The 20,096-nt window shown below is 50.5% G+C and carries 20 protein-coding genes and 1 pseudogene; 17 read left to right on the top strand and 4 right to left on the bottom strand.

Annotation, left to right across the window (positions count from 1 at the left end; genetic code table 11):
* Positions 1-414: 414 nt before the first annotated feature.
* From IJ22_RS17550 to IJ22_RS17540, 4 genes and pseudogenes are all read left to right on the top strand, one after another.
* Positions 415-642, top strand: coding sequence for a hypothetical protein (locus tag IJ22_RS17550; protein ID WP_054817559.1), 228 nt, complete (start codon positions 415-417; stop codon positions 640-642).
* Between the two features lie 279 nt (positions 643-921).
* Entirely contained in the window at positions 922-2,796 is a 1,875-nt protein-coding gene (locus IJ22_RS17545) for a PAS domain S-box protein (protein WP_062409740.1), read from the top strand.
* 79 nt (positions 2,797-2,875) lie between these two features.
* Positions 2,876-3,163 (top strand): annotated as a pseudogene (locus IJ22_RS25805) (HNH/ENDO VII family nuclease); the annotation flags it as partial.
* Positions 3,160-3,738, top strand: coding sequence for a suppressor of fused domain protein (locus IJ22_RS17540; protein ID WP_054817562.1), 579 nt, complete (start codon positions 3,160-3,162; stop codon positions 3,736-3,738). The pseudogene IJ22_RS25805 and the gene IJ22_RS17540, both read left to right, overlap by 4 nt.
* Positions 3,739-4,451: 713 nt before the next feature.
* On the opposite strand, the gene IJ22_RS17535 is transcribed toward IJ22_RS17540, so the two are convergent.
* Together IJ22_RS17535 and IJ22_RS17530 are read right to left on the bottom strand one after the other, a co-directional pair.
* Positions 4,452-5,180, bottom strand: a complete 729-nt coding sequence (locus IJ22_RS17535) for a nucleotidyltransferase domain-containing protein (RefSeq protein ID WP_062409739.1) — start codon at positions 5,178-5,180, stop codon at positions 4,452-4,454.
* Between the two features lie 38 nt (positions 5,181-5,218).
* A complete protein-coding gene (locus tag IJ22_RS17530) occupies positions 5,219-5,938 on the bottom strand; it encodes a class I SAM-dependent methyltransferase (RefSeq protein WP_054817563.1) in 720 nt (239 codons plus the stop codon).
* A gap of 173 nt (positions 5,939-6,111) precedes the next feature.
* Here IJ22_RS17530 and IJ22_RS17525 point away from each other — a divergent pair, with 173 nt between their 5' ends.
* From IJ22_RS17525 to thpD, 9 genes are all read left to right on the top strand, one after another.
* Positions 6,112-7,239 carry a hypothetical protein gene (locus IJ22_RS17525; RefSeq protein ID WP_062409738.1) on the top strand — a complete coding sequence of 376 codons (1,128 nt, stop codon included), beginning with the start codon at positions 6,112-6,114 and terminating at the stop codon, positions 7,237-7,239.
* Positions 7,240-7,591: 352 nt separating this feature from the next.
* Positions 7,592-8,452, top strand: coding sequence for an ectoine/hydroxyectoine ABC transporter substrate-binding protein EhuB (gene ehuB, locus IJ22_RS17520; RefSeq protein WP_375256471.1), 861 nt, complete (start codon positions 7,592-7,594; stop codon positions 8,450-8,452).
* A gap of 1 nt (position 8,453) precedes the next feature.
* Positions 8,454-9,107 carry an ectoine/hydroxyectoine ABC transporter permease subunit EhuC gene (ehuC, locus tag IJ22_RS17515; protein WP_062409736.1) on the top strand — a complete coding sequence of 218 codons (654 nt, stop codon included), beginning with the start codon at positions 8,454-8,456 and terminating at the stop codon, positions 9,105-9,107.
* A gap of 3 nt (positions 9,108-9,110) precedes the next feature.
* Positions 9,111-9,773: an ectoine/hydroxyectoine ABC transporter permease subunit EhuD gene (gene ehuD, locus IJ22_RS17510; RefSeq protein ID WP_062409735.1), complete on the top strand. Its 663-nt coding sequence runs from the start codon at positions 9,111-9,113 to the stop codon at positions 9,771-9,773.
* A 30-nt stretch (positions 9,774-9,803) separates the two neighbouring features.
* Positions 9,804-10,589, top strand: coding sequence for an ectoine/hydroxyectoine ABC transporter ATP-binding protein EhuA (gene ehuA, locus IJ22_RS17505; RefSeq protein WP_062409734.1), 786 nt, complete (start codon positions 9,804-9,806; stop codon positions 10,587-10,589).
* 15 nt (positions 10,590-10,604) lie between these two features.
* Complete coding sequence (ectA, locus tag IJ22_RS17500; RefSeq protein ID WP_062409733.1) at positions 10,605-11,126, top strand: diaminobutyrate acetyltransferase; 522 nt, start codon at positions 10,605-10,607, stop codon at positions 11,124-11,126.
* Positions 11,127-11,150: 24 nt separating this feature from the next.
* Positions 11,151-12,464: a diaminobutyrate--2-oxoglutarate transaminase gene (gene ectB, locus IJ22_RS17495; RefSeq protein ID WP_235594160.1), complete on the top strand. Its 1,314-nt coding sequence runs from the start codon at positions 11,151-11,153 to the stop codon at positions 12,462-12,464.
* 4 nt (positions 12,465-12,468) lie between these two features.
* Positions 12,469-12,870 carry an ectoine synthase gene (locus tag IJ22_RS17490; protein ID WP_054817566.1) on the top strand — a complete coding sequence of 134 codons (402 nt, stop codon included), beginning with the start codon at positions 12,469-12,471 and terminating at the stop codon, positions 12,868-12,870.
* Positions 12,815-13,843 (top strand): ectoine hydroxylase, encoded by a 1,029-nt coding sequence (gene thpD / locus IJ22_RS17485; RefSeq protein ID WP_082660868.1) that lies wholly within the window; start codon positions 12,815-12,817, stop codon positions 13,841-13,843. The genes IJ22_RS17490 and thpD overlap by 56 nt, the downstream gene beginning before the upstream one ends.
* A gap of 993 nt (positions 13,844-14,836) precedes the next feature.
* On the opposite strand, the gene IJ22_RS17480 is transcribed toward thpD, so the two are convergent.
* Both IJ22_RS17480 and IJ22_RS17475 read right to left on the bottom strand, forming a co-directional pair.
* Positions 14,837-15,415, bottom strand: coding sequence for a hypothetical protein (locus tag IJ22_RS17480; RefSeq protein ID WP_062409732.1), 579 nt, complete (start codon positions 15,413-15,415; stop codon positions 14,837-14,839).
* 687 nt (positions 15,416-16,102) lie between these two features.
* On the bottom strand, positions 16,103-16,903 hold the full coding sequence (locus IJ22_RS17475) for a Cof-type HAD-IIB family hydrolase (protein WP_062409731.1): 801 nt from the start codon (positions 16,901-16,903) through the stop codon (positions 16,103-16,105).
* A 236-nt stretch (positions 16,904-17,139) separates the two neighbouring features.
* Here IJ22_RS17475 and IJ22_RS17470 point away from each other — a divergent pair, with 236 nt between their 5' ends.
* Genes IJ22_RS17470 through IJ22_RS17455 form a run of 4 tightly spaced genes read left to right on the top strand, consistent with a single transcriptional unit; the run spans position 17,140 to position 19,861 of the window.
* On the top strand, positions 17,140-17,604 hold the full coding sequence (locus tag IJ22_RS17470; RefSeq protein WP_062409730.1) for a MarR family winged helix-turn-helix transcriptional regulator: 465 nt from the start codon (positions 17,140-17,142) through the stop codon (positions 17,602-17,604).
* 49 nt (positions 17,605-17,653) lie between these two features.
* Positions 17,654-18,604 (top strand): ring-cleaving dioxygenase, encoded by a 951-nt coding sequence (locus IJ22_RS17465; RefSeq protein WP_062409729.1) that lies wholly within the window; start codon positions 17,654-17,656, stop codon positions 18,602-18,604.
* A complete protein-coding gene (locus IJ22_RS17460) occupies positions 18,601-19,215 on the top strand; it encodes an alpha/beta hydrolase (RefSeq protein WP_062409728.1) in 615 nt (204 codons plus the stop codon). The genes IJ22_RS17465 and IJ22_RS17460 overlap by 4 nt, the downstream gene beginning before the upstream one ends.
* A gap of 34 nt (positions 19,216-19,249) precedes the next feature.
* Positions 19,250-19,861: a flavin reductase family protein gene (locus IJ22_RS17455; RefSeq protein WP_062409727.1), complete on the top strand. Its 612-nt coding sequence runs from the start codon at positions 19,250-19,252 to the stop codon at positions 19,859-19,861.
* The last annotated feature ends 235 nt before the right edge of the window (positions 19,862-20,096 follow it).

The following is a 20,096-nucleotide window of genomic DNA, read 5'->3' as shown; positions in this document are numbered from 1 at the left end:
AGGAGGGTTATTTAATTTGTTTGTATCTATTGAAAATTATAATTATTATAATATAATAACAACTAAAAGCAATAAGCACCAAGGGGTGGCCACATGGATATATATGGCTTAGCAGCAGAAAATTCCTTGTAAGCCGCGAATGGGAGCTTTCCTATAACTGATTCCATTAGCCCGAAATAATGACTCGACGAATTTCCCGGGAAATGGACACTCTTCCGGCTTCCCTCACACTTTGTCGAATATATGGTTTGTCCTTCACGAGAATCATATTCGATTTTTCAAGTCAGCATCATTTCTTAAAAAAAATGCAAAAAGATGTTGACAATTTGTAATAATATTTTAAGCTTATTTTAATAATCGTAATTTATCCTATCAATAAATAAGCAAATCTGATATGTAGGGACGGTGTTAGGGATGAAAGTGTTCGTCACGATCGAAAACAAACAAATCCCCGTTTTCGCCGACAACTTGAATAAGAAAACGTTAAAGCTGCTGAAGACGGCGTTGGACAATAAGTTAGAGACGGGAAGACATGCACTGAAGAAATGTCTTCAAACGTTGATTAGTATTGAAGTGGTAGGCTGTGAAGCGATCCTTCATTCGATTAACGAGAGAGACACATTGGCGCTCTCACTTTATTGATATAAGAACCTCATCACCTCAAAAAGGTCCTTTGCTTCGCGCGAAGGACCTTTTTGGCGATCATTGCACACGGGTAGTCTTTACCTTATGCGCATGCGTCTTGAAGAACCTGCCGTTACCTTCTTGCTTGTGCGCCGCCGTTGTTTTTCAACGAAAGGGCTCACTCATTGTCAGCCAAAAGATGAATTTTTTGCATTAGAATAGAAGGATAAACCGGCCTGTACATAGAATGTTTTCTTTAATAATACCAGTGGCTGGAAAAATTGCAGGAGGCATGGAATGGCTATAGACAATCTTATTAATCACCCCTTGTTTCTCCTTAGTTTCCATCATTCCCCGGCAGGTATGGCTTTGGCAGCCGCTTCCGGCCGTTTATTGGCAGCTAACAAGGCGTTATGCCAGATTTTGGGTTATTCGGAGTCGGAATTTGTCGGACAAATGATTGATGATTTGTGCCACCCCGACAGCTTGGAAAACAAGAGGAAGTTTTGGGATGAACTGAACCTGCTTTCAAGTGAAAGCACCTCCCGTCAGATGGAATTCGACTGGCGCCACCGGGAAGGCTATGCGGTGCCTTTAAGAATAACGGCTTCCAAATACGTAAGCGAGGAAACGGGTACGGAGGCCTGGTTCATTTTATACCTGACCCAGCCCGGGGGGGATTCCCGGAATCATGATGAACGGCAGGGGAATGATACAGCACTGGGGACAAGTCCGATTATTCCGGTGCAGGAACAAAAATGTCCGCAGCTTTACGAGCTGATCGCGGTCCATTCGCATGATATTATTTCGTATTGTGATCCGGAAGGTATCATTCTTTATACCTCTCCGGCTATACACCGCCTGCTGGGATACCATGAGGAGGAATTGATCGGGAGAAATTCTGCCGAATTGATTCATCCAGAGGATTTTCAGCAGATACAGAGTAAGCACATGGATGGTTATACAGATGATTGTATACATATATGCCGAGTCTTACATAAAAAAGGAAATTACATATGGATGGAAAATTCGGTTAAATTAATCAAGGATGAAAATGGACAGATCAGTAATATTATGACGGTCGGACGGGATATTACTACTAGAAAACAGGCTGAGGAAGAGCTGCTGAAAAGCGAGGAGAAATACAGGAGGCTTATTGAAGAGATGCCGGAAGCGCTCCTTATTCAGCAGGACGGCAAGTGGGTCTGTGTGAACGAAATGGCTGTCCGGCTGTTGGGAGCCGCCAACAGGGGCGAGCTGCTGAACAAACCGGTCCACGATTTCATTGATCCGGACGTGCTTCAGGCGGCATCCAGTCTGACCGAAACGTTAAGTAACGATGATTTCGTTACCACGTTTAAAGGCAAGTTTATTACCGTGCAGGGAGAGCCGGTTGAGGTGGAGTTTTCGGCGGTTCCTACCTGGTATGAAGGGCATTATGCCGTGCGCATTATTGCAAAAGATATTAGCGAAGCCCGCAAGGCGCAGGAATTGCTGCAAAATTCGGAGAAGCTATCGCTCGTCGGACAGCTGGCCGCGGGAATTGCCCACGAACTTCGTAATCCGCTGACCGCCGTCAAAGGCTTTATCCAGCTTCTGAAATCGGGAGCGGCGGATAAGCAGCAGTACTACGACATCATCTCATCGGAAATCAACCGGATTGAACAGATATTGGGTGAAATGCTGATTCTGGCCAAGCCTCGGGCGGTTCAATACCTGCCGGTAGACATTCACCGTTTGCTGGAGCACGTCACGACATTGGTCGAGTCTCAAGCGATTATGAACAGTATCGAAATCGTCAAGGAATGCGAACAGAGCCTTCCCTTCATTGACGGCGATGAGAATCAGCTTAAACAGGTATTCATCAACGTGATGAAAAATGCGGTAGAGGCGATGCCGCATGGCGGTATCATTACGGTTCGGGCGAACAAGCTGGAAGAGGACCGGATTGTCGTGCGTGTGATTGATCAAGGCAGCGGCATACCTGCCGATCAATTGGAGCGGATCGGCCATCCGTTTTTTACGACCAAGGAGCACGGCACAGGCCTTGGGATGATGGTCAGCTTTCAAATCATTGAAAGACACGGCGGTCATGTATCTATTTCGAGCGAGGTAGGAAAAGGAACAACGGTCGAAATCGTATTGCCTGTATTCGCCAATAACAGTTTGTAATAGAAGTGCAAACAGCGGATCGGGGTTCCCGATCCGCTGTTTATATTTGTACGCCCAGCATGGGCGTCATCTTTAGGGCAAAGTTTGGGATAATGCCAAAGATAGTGATGGTAAAGTAAGAGAACCACTCACTAGAAAAGTAATGAACAAAGAAGAACCGTGGGGTATGGGTCATAAACCGGGATACGAGTTTAGAAAACATTAAATTAGTGCGGCTGAGAGAGGAATTTCTAGGAAACAGTTTTTAGATGAACATAATAATCCTGACCATTATGTCCCCGAATTGCCAAGTTCAAATAGAAGTCATAAACTAGAGGATGACACGGATAGCTATTTAGGTCCATTAAGAGAGGATGACGAGGGATGAGTGTAACGCCCGAAAAAAAACAAATTGCCAAATATATAGCTGATATATTTGGAGGCAAGGCTTCTGTGTTTAATTATGGGGATGATAATAACATAAGTAAGATAGCTATACTTCAGTCTGTTGACTCCCCTTGCGGTGGTGAAGTATCTTACTCAACTATCGGTTTATCAAGTTACGATATCGGATTAAGTGTTGAAGATAAGCCATTAAGAATTGAGTTTGTTGGTGCTAGTCCTGCTGAATATGAACAATTCGGCAATATTATTAGTACTTGTGCTTTTAATGTTATCAATTCCGATTATTCATGTTCACCGGGAACAATTTACCCTAACATTGTAAAAATGTATTACCCAGAATTAAACACAAAACATATTTTGTTCGTGAGTCCATTTTTATGGGATAAGGACCTTGAAACCCTACATTTTGAAGATAAAAAAGTAGCTTGGTTACAGGCAATTCCAATTTCTGATACAGAGTTTGTATACGCCCAAAAACATGGGAGCGAAGCGTTAGAAGATTTATTGGAAGAGTCAGACGTTGACATTTTGGATTTGAATAGACCTTCCGTTATTTGATTGTAGTTACATGACAAAACGGAGGGTTACCCACAAACGAATGAACCACTTTACCTCATGATTACCAACATAACCTTTGTTCTACCTGTAGGAAGTTTGCATGAATTGAGATGTACGCACAGAATAGCTGAAAAAGTATACCCTATTTAACGCCATAGCGTTACATTGAACAGGTCGATTATGGTCAGATACCACCATGATTGACCTGTTTTTTGTTATCTTCGTATTCTTGCGTTTTTTTTCAGATATGACTGCAACTATGTACATACATAGGACGATTGATAGTGTGGGAAAGGACATAATCGATCATATAGACATCCTATCGCAACTAATCAGTATGGTGTCCCGACTATGAAAAGTGTAATTAACGAATTGGGAAGAATTACAATCTAGCTTGTTTAGAAGTACCTGTGCTGAACAAGAACCCACGCATCTCTATGAAGTCAATACCACGTTTTACGCCAAAGTTCCGCAAGAAATCGGCCGATGCTTTTTCTTGGATGGCAACGCGGTTAACGTACTCCTAGAACTCGTATCATGGGGGATGTTGAACAGAGGGCGTAAACGGCAAATAACCGAGTGGTTTGCTGTTAATCAGCAAGTCATGGCTCTCCATCTAGGACTTAGCGAAAATACTGTCTGCTCCAAGCTAATCTATACCAAATCCATTGCATGTTTTCATAGGTGAGAGGACGGGGGTTAGCCGCCCTCTCCTACTCGATCCCAAACCCTTCCATCTCCCCCTCGCTGTAGCCCTCCGTCAATATCCCGCCGTAAGGCTCCAGAAGCGAAAGGGCATGGACGGCAAGCGGCTCCTTCCGGTCGAGCTTGTAATATGCGTTGAGCGCTTCCAGTAGTTCCTTGCCCAGATCGGGATTAAACCGTTCCAGGCTGCGGTACATCCATTTTCCGTCGCCGAGCCATTGTCCTCCGGTACGAAGGGCGAAGGCGGCCAATCCCTCAGCCAGCTTGGCTGCGATAAACAAGCCCTCGCCGCGATGATCTGTGCCGAGCAAATCGTGCAGCGCTTCGCCAATTTCGTACCGCGCCTGGTCCAACTCCTGTCTGGACCAGGCGGGAGGACCGGCGAGCAGGTCCCGCCTCGCCTCCTCAGCCAGGCTGAGGACGGTTTCGTGTCCGCGGATCGGCACGCCTTCCGCGCACATTCGAAGCAGCGACGGAATGGCACACTCGATGCCTTGATCGAAGAAATAACGATATGTCTCTTTTGTAAGAACGAACGCCTCAATCACCCAACCGAATGCTTTGTATGTCCGGCGAAACGGACCTGGACCGGATTCGTCCAATATGACGATATCCAGATCCGACGTTTCGGTCGCCCCCCCCTGCACGACACTTCCGGCCAGAATGGCCGCCTCACAAGACGGAAATTGGTTTGCAACAAACCGCTCCGCTGCTTCCATATAAGATATTTTCTTCATCTTGGTCCCGCCTGACTGAATAGTTTTCGATCTTTAGCCTATTTGCGTGCGATTAACAGCGCGTAGCTTATATAGTCCCGATTATCCAGAATCAACTCATCGTGCTCCAGCGAAGTACGCCAGATGGCGGCGTCGAGGATGGCCTGCTGATCGATGATTTGATGAAGATCGGGATGAATCGACTGGTCGGCGGCCATATGCTCTTGAAATGCCGACCGGTCCTGCACCTGGCTATCCGAGAAATGATCCCGAAGCAAAGCGATCCATGCCTCTTCGGTAAGCAGTCCGCCAAAGCCGAAAAAGGCGGTCAGTTTCGTGAACACATCCGCAGGGATAGATTCCGAAATGATAACCTCGCGATCATAGAGCATGCCGCCGGGCTTCAGCACGCGGTGATATTCTTTGATAGCGGAGGGAATATCGGCAAAATTGGTCACGGATTCCGCCAGCACGATATCGAAGGTATCATCGTCAAACGGAAGAGCCGTAATGCTGCCCTCGACAAAATCAAGCTGCAGGCCTTCATTTTCGGCTCGAACCCTTGCTTTTGCCAGCATTTCCGGCCGAATGTCGAGCCCTGTCACGGTGTGTCCCTGCTTAACCAAGTGGCAAGATGTTCTGCCGGTGCCGCAGCCGACTTCGAGTACCCGGCTTTTCGGTGGAAGAGGAAAACGGCGCAGCTGTTCCAGTGTGGCCGCAAAGCCGCCGGGGTGCGCGCTTCCTGCACCCAAAAGGGTTAACATATCCAAATATTGCACCCGCTCATCACCTACCCATCTCAGATATGGTTCTATTTTATGACAAAAAAGGAAAAGGGATATGGACAGACGCCCCGTCTCTTCACTTTTTCATTGGGAACTCAGGAATATAACGGTGGAAAGCGGAAAATGCTAAAGCTTGTATTTTTGATCAAAGAAACGGAGGAGAAGCGATGAGCAACCTGATGCATGTCTGTCTTGCGGCTTTGATCAGCTTGGGTATGATCCGGCCGGTTCCCCCTGCTGCGGCCGCCCGTCCGCAAGATCATATCAAGGTTATCGTCAAGGCATCTCCGGAATCGGAGATGATAACGGAATTGTCCGTACACTCGAGGTCTCTCATGAAACAGCTTCGGAACTTGAAAGCTGGTACGCCGCAGCGCCGGACACCGACGGATACCTATATTTGGCTGCAAAGCCCGGAAGGCGATGTTTTGTATGCGGTTGACGAACAGGGGGACTGGTATGATACAAGCCGTAAGGAGACCTTACTGTTGAAGCCTGCCTTAAAGGAGCAGATGAAAGACTATATTCATGCTGCACGGACCGCTCATTACGGAAGGCTGGTTCCCTGGAAAGACGCCAAGAGAACGGTCTATATGAAATCTGTCGTTCAGGTCGTGGATCTCGAAACGGGTTTGCGTTTTCGGGCGCAGCGGCGGGCGGGGAGCAGCCATGCGGACATGCAGCCGCTCACCAAAGCGGATACCGGGGTAATGAAGCGAATCTACAGCGGAGAGTGGAGCTGGAGACGAAGAGCCATACTGGTGCAAATCGACGGGATGTCGCTTGCCGCATCCATGCATGGAATGCCCCACGGGGGTGACGGGATCCCGGATAACGCCTTTTCCGGCCACTTCTGCATCCATTTTCTCGGCAGCTCTACGCATCGATCGGCGAACGTGGACCCTGACCATCAGTGGATGGTCTACAAAGCGGCGGGCCGTTTGGATGAAGCGTTCAAGCAAGCATCTCCGTACGGGGTGATCGACAGTTTCTTTGTAGCCCTTAATCAACAGGATCCCGAGCTGCTTCGTAGATCGTTTGCAGACCGGGAGAATCCGGCGCTGCACTATTTCATCCAAACCATAGGTCAAATCAAGTCCATCCGGAAGATAAGCGATTTCAATGAAAAAGACGTCAGCGGACAAACCCGCTTCGAGCTTCCGGTAGAGGTGACGGTGCACGCGGCAGGAAAGCGCCCGGAAAAACAGACATTTACCTTTGTGCTGAACAAAGCTTCTGGCGATGCTCCCTGGCAAATTGTTTCTGTCACATACACAGCTACGAGCTTTTCTTAAAAAATGGTATAGGTCTTAAGGATCTTTTTTCATGTGCTATTTGTAGGATTTTGTCATTTGACATAAGGGACGGATTATGGTAATGCCATAACATAGCAAGACTTTCGACGTAAACCGGAGAATTGGGTATAATCCGGGAGGATATGCCGGGAATAAGGAGTATAGGGCAGGTGAGCTTTCCTTACCCTAGGAGAAGAGGGATAATCTGGAATAATGCTGGGATATCCGACATGACCCACAGATGAGATCATGTTAGCATTTAAAGTGATCGCGATCAAAAACATTTGGAGGGATGTGGGACAGCTTGAGGCAATGGTTGAACATTCCGCTCATTCTTTTATTGTTTGCGGCAGTGGCAGGATGCGGAACTGTAAATGATGCCGGAGCTCCTGAGGGAGACAGACCGGCTGCCGCCGGAGGCAATAAAGAGGGCACATTAGCCAGAGCGCAAGAACAAGGTTATGTCACAGTAGGATTCGCCAACGAAAAACCTTACGCCTACCAAACGGCGGACGGGGAACTGACCGGTGAAGCGGTAGAGATTGCACGGACCGTATTGAAAAATTTGGGTATTAACGAAATGCGCGGTGAATTCACCGAATTCGGTTCTCTGATCGCCGGCTTGCAGGCCAAACGGTTTGATCTGATTACTGCGGGTATGTTCATTCATCCGGACCGCTGCTCGGCTGTCGCTTTTGCCGATCCGGAGTACAGCATCGGAGAAGCGATTGCCGTCAAAAAAGGGAATCCTTTGGCTTTATACAGCTACAAGGATATTGCCGGGAATAAGAGTGCCCGTGTGGCGGTTATGGCCGGTGCGGTGGAAATCGGGTATTTGGAAGCATCCGGCGTGCCCAGGGATCGCATACTGGTCGTCCCCGATCAGGCAACCGCCATCAGCGCCCTGCAAGCAGGACGCGCGGAAGCGATTACGATGACGGGGCCATCGCTGCAGTCCATGCTGGATACGGCGAATGACAGCAATTTGGAACGGGTGTCCGACTTCCAGCAGCCGATCGTGGACGGCAAAAGTGTCAGAGGATATGGAGCTACCGCTTTCCGGCAGGATGACCAGGAGTTTAAAGACGCATTCAATGCAGAATTGAAGAAGCTGAAGGAGTCGGGCGAGCTTCTGACGATCCTGCAGAAATTCGGATTCACGGAGGATGAGCTTCCGGGCGACATGACGGCCGCGAAGCTGTGCGGTCAATAACATGGATGTTTCCGTAATGAGTATGCTGCCGCAGCTTCTGGAAGGAGCTAAAGTAACGGTCTTGGTAGCTGTGCTTGCCGGATGTCTTGCTTTTGGAGCCGCCGTGACGGCGGGACTCTGCAGGCTGTCCGGATGGCGGACCGTACGGACGGCCGCAGCGGTTTACGTTGAGCTGTTCCGCGGAACCTCGCTCTTGGTGCAGTTATTCTGGCTTTACTTTGCACTGCCGTTCCTGGGGGTGGAGCTTCCGAAGCTGCCGTCGGCCGTGCTTGCCGTCGGGCTCAATTTCGGCGCATACGGGTCGGAGATCGTCCGCAGCGCGATTCTGGCTGTTCCCAAAGGGCAGTGGGAGGCGGCGACTGCACTGAATATGACATCTTATGATCGGATGACGAGAATTATTTTTCCCCAAGCTTTTGTTCGTATGCTGCCCCCATTCGGCAATTTAATGATCGAACTGCTGAAATCGACCTCTCTTGTATATTTCATTACGCTCGCCGATATGACGTATCAGGCGATGCTGCTCCGAAACCAATACTACCCGATGACGCCGTACATTTTTGCGCTGCTGCTTCTGTTTTACTTTGTTTTGGCCTATATTGTGTCCTTATGCACCCGGTGGGCTGAACGAAAAGCGGCGTCGGGGAGGATGTAGCCGATGTGGAATTGGGAATATACGCTGCAAATCCTGCCGGAGCTGCTCAGGGCATTAAAGATGACGGTTATGGCAACGGCAGGGGGATTTGCCTTAGCCTGCGCAGGCGGCCTGGTTCTGGCCCTGGCTGCCAGATCGCGCCGGAAACCGTTGGCTTTGGCGGCAAAGGCCCTGACGGCATTCGTGCGAAATACGCCATTGCTGGTACAAGTGTTTTTCCTGTATTACAGCTTGCCCTTGATAGCGAATATTTCGCTTTCGGCTTTTGCCGTCGGGATCATTGGCTTGGGACTTCATTACAGCACCTATTTATCCGAAGTGTACCGTTCCGGCATCGAAGCCGTCCCCAAGGGGCAATGGGAAGCGGCGACTGCGCTGAATTTTTCTAAACCGAGAACGTGGTTTTCCATCGTATTGCCCCAAGCCATACCGCCGATCGTGCCGATCATGGGCAATTATTTGATCGTGATGTTCAAAGAAACGCCAGTCCTTTCTGCGATTACGCTTGTGGAGCTCTTGCTTACGGCCAAAAATATCGCTTCGGTTTCGTACCGCGTGTTCGAGCCGTATACGCTGGTCGGCATACTGTTTCTGCTGATCAGTTTTCCGGCCTCTCTGCTGGTCAGAAGACTGGAAATCAGGCTGAATCGTCAAAGAGGACTTTGACGTGAGGCGAGGAACAGGAGATGAAACAAAATGACGGATTATCCTGTAGTAAGATACTTGAACATTCGGAAAAGCTTCGGCGATATCGAGGTGCTTAAAGGAATTGATTTGGATATCGCCCCTGGCGAGAAGGTCGCCCTCATCGGCCCCAGCGGTTCGGGCAAAACGACACTCGGCCGCCTGCTGATGACGTTGGAGGAGCCAACCTCCGGCACGATTGAAGTCAACGGCGAGTCGCTTTGGCATATGAAGTCGGGCGGCAGGCAAGTGCGCGCGAATGAGAAGCATCTGCATCAGATGCGCAGCAGCATCGGGATGGTGTTTCAGCATTTCAACCTGTTTCCTCATATGACCGTACTTCGCAATGTAACGGAAGCCCCGATTCGTGTACTGGGACTTGCCAAGGAAGAGGCGCGGGAGCGTGCGGTGCTCATGCTGCGAAAGGTGGGGCTGGAGGAAAAGCTGGACGCCTACCCCGCGCAGCTTTCCGGAGGACAGAAGCAGCGTGTGGCGATCGCGCGGGCTTTGGTTATGCGTCCGAAGGTGATGGTATTTGATGAGGTAACCTCCGCGCTCGACCCTGAGCTGGTAGGCGAGGTGCTTGAAGTCATCAAAGAAATTGCAAGCGAGGGCGAAATGGCGATGCTCCTCATCACCCATGAGATGGAGTTTGCCCGCGATGTGGCCGACCGCGTCGTATTTGCCGCCGACGGCCGGATCGTGGAGGAAGGAACACCCAAAGAGGTGTTTGAACATCCGCAAAGTGAACGTCTTCAAGCTTTTCTCAGGAGGTTTCGTTCAACGGTCAGTGTATGACAAAGGAGGGATCGGATGTCTCATACCGATACGAAAATTATTCGATACCGAAAGCCCCGCAAAGAGGACGGGGGCAAGGTATGGGAGTTGATACGCTCGGCAGGTGCGTTGGACCTCAATTCGGCTTACTGCTATATCATGCTGTGCGATTATTTCCGCGACACCTGTCTTGTGGCGGAGCAGGGCGGGAGGCTGGCGGGCTTCGTATCCGCTTTTCGTCCCTCTGGTCGTGAGGATACGCTATTTGTCTGGCAAATTGCGGTCGCCTCGGAATATCGCGGCCGGGGAATCGGCAAAACGCTTCTTGAAAAGCTGTTGGCCCAATGTGGAGAACGCCCTGTTCATTACGTGGAAGCGACGATAAGCCCTTCCAATCAGGCTTCCCGGCAGTTGTTTGGCAGTTTGGCAAGACGGTATAATATCGCTTTCATAGCGAGGAAGGGCTATCCGGCCGAGATTTTCCCGGGCCATGGTTCTCATGAAGAAGAAAGCTTGTATCGCATTGGACCGCTTCAACCTAAACCCGTATCCGTTTAAACCCGAAAAGGAGGAGGATGACGAATGACGCAAACGATGAAAGAAACCGCGGAAATGACATCCCTGCACGTTTTTGAGGAGCTGGAATCGGAGGTGCGGAGCTATTGCAGGAGCTTCCGTACGGTTTTTTCGAAAGCGAGCAATGATAAGCTGTGGGATGTGGCCGGACGGGAATATATTGATTTTTTCGCCGGTGCAGGGGCATTGAATTATGGGCATAACAACGAGCGAATTCGACAAAAGCTGGTTCAATATTTGCTGGAGGACGGCATTACCCACAGTCTGGACATGGCTACGAAAGCGAAAGAGGACTTTCTTATCCGGTTTCAAGAAGTGATATTGAAGCCGAGAGGCCTGCAATATAAAGTCATGTTTCCGGGACCTACGGGAACCAATGCAGTGGAAAGCGCGATGAAAATCGCCCGTAAAGTCACGGGCCGTGAAACGGTGCTTTGCTTTACGAATGCGTTCCACGGCATGTCGCTGGGATCGCTGTCTGTGACCGGCAACAAGTTTAAGCGCAAGGGGGCCGGCGTGGCTTTAAATCATTCAGTATTTATGCCGTACGACGGCTATTTCGGCGTTGACACTGATACAGTGGCTTATATGGAGAAGCTGCTGGATGATCCGGGCAGCGGCGTTCCTCTTCCGGCGGCCGTTATCGTGGAGACGGTACAAGGCGAGGGCGGACTGAACGTGGCTTCGGTTCCATGGTTGAAACGGCTGGAGAAGCTTTGTGATCAACGGGGTATTTTGCTCATTATCGACGACGTTCAGATGGGCTGCGGCCGGACGGGGACGTTCTTCAGTTTCGATGAGGCGGGGATTCGCCCGGATATCGTTTGTTTATCCAAATCGATCGGCGGCTATGGCCTTCCGATGGCCTTGACACTTATCAAGCCTGAGCTGGATGTATGGGCTCCGGGAGAGCATAACGGCACATTCCGCGGGAACAATTTGGCCTTTATCGCCGCCACGGAGGCTTTGTCGTATTGGGAAACCGATGCATTTTCGGTAGAAGTGATACGCAAGGCGAAACGGGTGCGTACGTTTTTGGAAGAACAGGTGAAGCTGTACCCTCAGCTGCAGGGGGAAGTGCGGGGCAAAGGCTTCATTCAAGGCATTGCCTTTGCGGACGCCAAGAAGGCCGGATTGCTCTGCGAAGCGGCTTTCAAGCGCAGAGTCATCATGGAAACCTCCGGACCGGACAGCGAAGTGGCGAAGCTGATGCCTCCATTGACGATAGATCATGAAGTATTGGATCTAGGGCTGCAGCGGGTCTCCGACAGCATGAAAGAGCTGGCGGCAAGCATTTCGTCTCAAGAGAAGGGAGCGTAAATATATGATTGTAAAACATTTGGAGCAGGTTGTGCATACCCAAGACGACGTCGACACACCGACCTGGAATTCCCGCAGGCTGCTGCTTGAAAAGGACGGCATGGGGTTTTCCATGCATGACACGATCATTAAGGCGGGAACGGAAACGCTGATCTGGTATAAAAATCATGTGGAAGCCGTGTACTGCATTGAAGGCGAAGGAGAAATCGAGGTCATTGGCGGCCAAACGTATCCGATCCGTCCGGGAACGCTTTATGCGCTCGACGGGCATGAAAAACACTACCTTCGGGGGAAGACGGATATGCGGATGGTGTGTGTATTTAATCCTCCTTTAACGGGACGCGAGGTTCATGACAAAGACGGGGTGTATCCGGCATCTGTGGAAGCAGCTGAAGCACGCGGATAAAGACGAGTACTACAGATTAGAAAAGGAGCTGGTAACGGTGGCTTTTGATGGATCGAATGCTCGTACAAAAGATGGAATAGCGGCGGTACATCCCCGTTCTTACGAAAATGCAGAGGACGCTTATCCTTCCAGAATCAAGCCTGTGGCCGAATTTATTAGCCGTAAGGATCCTGTCGTATATTCAAAGTGGACGCAGGAGAGCCCGATTGCCAGGGAGCAATCCGATTTTTACGAGAAGAACGGGTATTTGTTCCTTGAGGACTTTTTTACGGATGAGGAGGTTGACGTCTGGCGTAAAGAGCTGAAGAGGCTCCAGGAAGCCGGGCGGCATTCGAATAAAGACGAGGTGATTCGCGAACCGGAGAGCAGGGAAGTACGATCGGTGTTTGCGGTGCATCGCGATAACCCGGTATTCCGCAAGCTGTCCGAGCATTCCAAGCTTCTTGGCATCGTTCGTTATTTGCTGGGGAGCGATGTTTACGTGCATCAGTCGCGTATTAATTTCAAACCCGGCTTTAACGGGAAGGAATTTTACTGGCATTCGGACTTCGAGACATGGCACGTCGAAGACGGTATGCCGAGAATGCGGGCGCTAAGCTGCTCGATAGCGCTTGAAGACAACAGCTACTTTAACGGTCCGCTGATGATCGTTCCCGGTTCTCATCGTACGTTCGTGACCTGCGTGGGCGAGACGCCGGAAGACCATTACCGAAGCTCTCTCCGGCGCCAGGAATACGGCGTGCCCGACCAGACCAGCCTGACTGAGCTTGTCCGCCAAGGCGGCATTGAGGCTCCGGTCGGCAAAGCAGGTTCGATTCTGCTGTTCGATTGCAACCTGATGCATGGCTCAAGCAGCAACATCTCACCGATGCCGCGCAGCAACGTGTTTCTGGTGTACAACAGCACGGAGAACCGGATCGTCGATCCGTTCTCCGGTCAAAAGCCTCGTCCGGATTATATCGCTGCCCGCTGATCCCATGCTCCGCTGCCTGACATTTATTTCATGTGCAGAAAGAAATAATCCGGATCTTGGGCTGGGCGCTGACTTGGGGTAACGGTTGACTTTCCGTTAGGACTGTTGGAGGCGTTATTCGGGCTTATCTTGCTCGGGGGGATCCCTCGCCGGCTTTGGATTTTGTGTTCCGGGAAAAACGGCGGTCTTGCTTGCAGCGGACCGGTTTGATTACAGCGTCGATGAATCAAGCGGTTAGCCGACTGGAATGTCCGGGGCGGTCCGAAAGAGTAAAGTGGAATAAGCCGGATTTTATGCGAAAAAGCTTCCAGAACCACTGTTAAAGTGGAGCTGGCAGTTTTTTTTCTTAAAGATCGAACGAACGGCCAAAGCGGAGAGTGGACAATCATGGCTTTTGGGATAGCACTTGGGGAAATACCTCGTACTAAAAACAGTCCTTCTTCTGGAGCATTCTTCTACAGCAAAATTTGTTCCAGTCTTCTACACACAAGTTCAGACAATCGACTACCAACTTCCAGATGCATATATCCGGTGAAGAAATATGTCCATTCGATTTGACGGACGCGCGAATTATGAAATGAAAATCGAAGCATCTGCTGTCCGCCCCTATGATTTTTGTAGAGATACATTAGAACTTGTCGATGCTTTTCACTATCGCTTGGATTTGCAGATAAACTTTTAAATGGCTTCTTCTTTATTTAACAATCGCTTCTGATTAGCAGCGAAATCTCGGGCATGGGACTATTCAATCTAGTGGGTATGATCTCCGGAGCCGTCGGGATAGCTGTCGTGGCGCGTGAACTGGACGAACAAATGTTTAGTTTTCCCTTAATTCCGCTTAAATTCCGGCGCTTGGATATACAGCAACCTGCTTTCCCAGTTCGGCGTCATCGCTGCGGTCGGTGTTTCTGTTTATTATTGCAGCTTTGGCAGAGCAAACGGGAGGCTAGTTTTGCAAAAAAAGAGCCCCGTGTACGACACAGGGCATGCTGATTATCTGTGGCAAAAGAATGATTCGATGCGGCGCAAATCGAGACCGAAGTAAACCCAGTGTCCGAAATTTCCCCGGCCGAACCAACGGAATCCGGCTATGGAGTTGCGTCCGACAAACGTAAGGTAGATCCAGTACTGATCTCCGTTGGTTTGCCAGATATACACAAACCGGAATAGGCAATTCCGGATACCGCCCGGATCAACGGCAAACAATTGTGCCGACTGCTTTTGCGGAGTGAAGGGTGGCGGAGGCGTTTGAGGCGCGCCCGTTTGAGGGGCCCCCGGTTGGCCGACTCCGTAAGGCGAGACCCCGCCCGGGAACCCGCCTGGGAACCCGCCTGGGAATCCGCCCGGGAATCCACCCGGCTGTCCGCCCGGGAACCCGCCTGGGAATCCGCCCGGGAATCCACCCGGGAATCCGCCCGGCTGTCCGCCTGGGAATCCGCCCGGGAATCCACCCGGCTGTCCGCCCGGGAACCCACCCGGCTGTCCCCCGGGGAATCCGCCCGGCTGTCCGCCCGGGAACCCGCCGGGAGTTGCGCTCCGATACGGATCATAATAAGCACCGAAATAAACCATCTGTACATCTCCTTTTCAGTGAAGTAGGCAGACGTTATGTACGAATGCCTATTGACAGTACCAATATATGTTATTGTTACTTAAAGGTGACTAAGAAAAAGGGAGATGCTTGCACCTTTTTATCCGCTCGGGCCTATACCGGTAGGCTCCCGTGTTGTAGGAGGCGCAGGATGGACTTAGCCGCGGCCGTCATAACGGCAGTTCCGGTACAACCGGCTTCAGGCTGCGCCTGGATTACTTGAACGGACGGATACCGCGAATTTCGGCGTACGGGATCAGAGTCCTCGGGATCAGCGTGTCACCGCCAACTTGGATCGCTGCAATTTGCCCGAGCGCGTCCAGCGTGACAGTACCGCTGCCGGACGCGGGAGAGCAGGGTAGAGATGGCTCTGGCCATTACATGAAATGGTTCGGTTCGGTTTCAAACAACCCTAAATACAAAAAAAAGCAGATTGCCGCAATGACAACTGCTTCTTGTTTTTAAATACGGGCCTTCCTTGTTTATGCCGCTAAAAGCCAAAGCCATATGCAGGAAGCACATGCGCTTATTGAACATGCGGCCGATAATGGCACGGTGATTTCTGCAGGCTGGGGGAAGCGTGTGATGGGATAGGCGTTCCGCCTCCATAAGAGCTTCGTCTCGTTTTGCGGCGGTATGGCAATCTATATGGATACCCTGTTTATCCTTTACGCGGTTTGCAGGATGAACTTCTCCACAACATGCTTGATTCCGTCATCATTATTGCTCAATGTGACGTAATCGGCAATTTCCTTCAGAGCATCGACGGCATTCCCCATCGCTACGCCGAGCCCGGCTACCTCCAGCATCTCGCGGTCGTTCCAGCTGTCCCCGATCGCGATGACCTGGGATAGCTCCAGGCCGAAATGCTGCGCCAAATGAGATAACGCGTGCCCCTTGGTCCCTTCGGCATGGACGATTTCCAGAAAATGCGGCTTTGACTTCGTCATGTGCACGCTGCCGCCTGCAAGCTCGCGCAATGAAGGGGCAATCCGGTCCAGTACCTCCGAGTCGTCGATAATCAGAAGTTTGGCCGACGGCATGAGGACAAGCTTTTCGAAATCAGGGTATACCGTATACGGAATTTTCGATAGTGCCGCGTACGCCTCGGCTTTCTCGTTGCTTTCTTGCACGTATAACACATCATCCACATAAGTTTGCAGGTGCAGGCCGCGGTCACGGCAGAACTCAAAGATGGCCCTGGCGGCGTCCAAAGGCACGGTACGTTCGTACAATACCTGGCCGTCGAGCGCGTTCTTGACCAACGATCCCATATAGGTAATCAGCGGCACATTCAGCGAGAGCTCAGCTGCCAGCTGCTTGGCGGAAGCATACATGCGGCCGGTGGCCAGCGTGACGATCACCCCTTGGGATACAGCGGCGGACAGTGCTTGTTTGGTTCCCTCCGTAATTTGTTTCTTATCATTAATCAGCGTATCGTCGATATCAATGGCAAGCATTTTGTACATGGATTCTCCACCCCTGTTTTCTCTAATTCCCTCATTATATCCTAAGCCGGGAAGGATGAAAATGGTCCGAAAGAGGTTTACAGCCTATGTTCACATGATCCCTTGCCATGGAACAACCTCCGCTGTGAGGCAATGCTGTCGTTTTTAATCCATGCATGTTGACAATACTTTAAATGAAGCGTATATTTATCTTAAATTAAAGACTTTTAAATTTAATATTTTGAGGATGAAGAAAGATGACAAATGGGAACGAGTCCAAACCGGCGAATAACCGGGAGCTTTCGCTAAAATTGCTGGTTGTGCTTTCAAAAGCGTATAAAGTGATTATGGATCGCGCAATGAGAGATATGAAAAAATACGGTCTCTCCGCGACGGAATTTACCGTGCTGGAACTGCTGTATCACAAGGGGAAAATCCCGCTTCAGCAGATCGGTGATAAAATTTTGGTGACCAGCGGAAGCATTACCTACAATATCGATAAGCTGGAAAAGAAAGGATACCTGAAAAGGGTTCCTTGTTCCGAGGATCGCAGAGTGACGTATGCCGTTATCACCGATGCGGGAACCGATTTTATTCGTGCGATTTTTCCGGACCATGCCGACGTGATCGAGTCCATTATGGGGGGACTCACACCGGAGGAAAAAGCAGACGCCATTGTGCTGTTAAAAAAACTGGGGTTGGAAGCCCAGAAGATAGAATAGCCGTTTTTGTTTTACAGAGTCACCATTAACCAAACAGGAGTGAAATCACATGCTTCAACAAACCATGGGGATCCATCACATTACCGCTTTTGTTACAGACGCACAGGACAACGTTGACTTTTATGCCGGGGTGCTTGGCCTTAGGCTCGTCAAAAAGACGATCAACTTTGACGCACCGGAAGTATATCATTTGTATTTCGGCAACGAGGTAGGCAGTCCGGGTACCGCGATCACGTTCTTCCCGTGGGCTGGTGCACGGCGAGGGAGGATTGGAGGAGGTCAGGTCGGATTCACCACGTTTGTCGTGCCGCAGGGCGCGCTCGCCTTCTGGGAAGAGCGACTGCAGCAATTCAACATCCCGTTTACCCGGACAGAGAGGTTTTCTGAAGAGTACCTCCAATTTAAGGATAAAGACGGCCTGCAACTGGAGATCGTCGAGCGGGAGGAGGGTCCCCGGAGTCAGTGGGCGTTCGGAGGCGTAACGCCGGACAAAGCCATCAAAGGCTTCGGAGGCGCCGTGCTTTACAGTAACGCGCCTGATAAAACCATGAATGTGCTGCAGCAGGTGATGGGCCTTGAAAAGATAGGTCAAGAAAACGGCTTTGTCCGCTTTAAAGCCATAGGCGATCTGGGCAACGTGATCGACATCAATGCTGCGCCCGTAGGTTCAGGTATTGGCGGGGCCGGTACCGTTCATCATATTGCATGGCGTGCGAAGGATGATGAGGATCACCAATTGTGGAGAAACCGGCTTCTTCAGAACGGGTTTCAGCCGACTCCTGTTGTAGACCGGCAGTATTTCAATGCGATTTATTTCCGCGAAGAAGGGGGAATTCTCTTTGAAATCGCTACGGATCCGCCAGGGTTTGCGCTGGATGAGCCGGTTGACGCCTTAGGCGAAAAGCTGATGCTTCCCGAATGGTATGAACCGCATCGCGCCGCCATCGAACAGGGGCTGCCGCCTATTCAAATTCGTGTTTTGGGGGAGGATAAACCATGAAGCATATTTTTCAAAAAGGAACGGACCCCTCATTGCCGACGCTTGTCCTTTTACACGGAACGGGCGGAACCGAAAACGATTTGCTGCCGCTGGCTCAGATCATTGCACCGGCTGCATCCGTACTGAGCGTAAGAGGCAATGTGCTTGAAAACGGCATGCCGAGGTTTTTCAGACGACTTGCGGAGGGCGTATTTGACGAGGAGGATCTGTTGTTCAGGACGAAGGAGCTGAATGATTTTCTGGACCAGGCTGCGGATGAATACGGGCTGGATCGCCACAATATGGTGGCCGTCGGATATTCCAATGGGGCCAATATCGCGGGAAGCCTCTTGTTTCATCACAAGGATTCCTTAAAAGGAGCCGTTCTGCATCATCCGATGGTGCCGCGCCGCGGCGCAGAGCTGCCGGATCTGACGGGCACACCGGTCTTTATCGGGGCAGGCAGGAACGATCCGATCTGTGCTCCGCAGGAAACCGAAGAGCTGCAGCACCTGCTGGAAGGAGCCGGTGCAAGCGTTACCGTACATTGGGAAAACCGGGGCCATCAGCTGACGGGCTCGGAAGTGCAAGCGGCCGCGGATTGGTTCAGTCCATATTTAGTAAAGCAATAATGAACGGGACCATGATGCCGAAAGGAGAATGAACGTGATATCGATCGATCCGCTCAGCCAGAGCGATAGGGATAACTATAAGTTAATGATCGGGAGCATTATACCCAGACCCGTTGCGTTTGTGACCACCCTTTCCAAGAAGGGGGTGTTGAACGCTGCCCCGTTCAGTTATTTTAATATCGTTACATCGAATCCTCCGATGGTATCCGTATCGGTGCAGCGCAATCAGGGTCTGCTTAAAGATACGGCCAGGAATGCGCAGGATACGGGCGCTTTTGTCGTTCATATCAGCGACGAATCCTATATCGAAAAAATTAATCAAACCGCCGCCAGTTTGGGGCCGGAGGAGAGTGAAGTTCAATTAGCCGGGCTTTCACCTGTCCCAAGCGAGAAAATAGCGGTGCCTGGTGTAGCTGAAGCGAAAATCCGCATGGAGTGCGTGCTTGAACGGTCCATTCCTCTCGGCGGATCCGAAGAGAGGCCCGCCTGCGATTTGTTGATTGGCCGCGTCGTATTTTTTCACATTGCCGATGAGCTGGTTCGGAACGGGCAGATCGATCCGGAAGGGCTTAAACCGGTAAGCCGGCTTGCCGGCAGCAGCTACAGCAAGCTGGGAGACATTTTTTCGCTTGAACGGCCTGTATAAACGAAGGTAAGAATTTAAAAGAGATTGTCTCGGACAACAAGATGCTGGTGGAGAAAAGCCGGTGGAATATGGGAAGCTGGGCATAACAAAGGGATCAAGCACAGCGGATCACCGGGGTCAAAAAAAAGAGACCCGCAAGCTACGGGCCACGGGTCTAAGGGTTATATATAAAAAAAGGGGGGTCACTAATAAGTATAGGCTACTTATATTAAAGAATGATGATAATAAGATTTCA

The organism is Paenibacillus naphthalenovorans (assembly GCF_001465255.1).
GTDB lineage: Bacteria > Bacillota > Bacilli > Paenibacillales > NBRC-103111 > Paenibacillus_G > Paenibacillus_G naphthalenovorans.
Note: the sequence above shows the minus strand (reverse complement) of the source record. Positions and strands in the feature narration are given on the sequence as shown.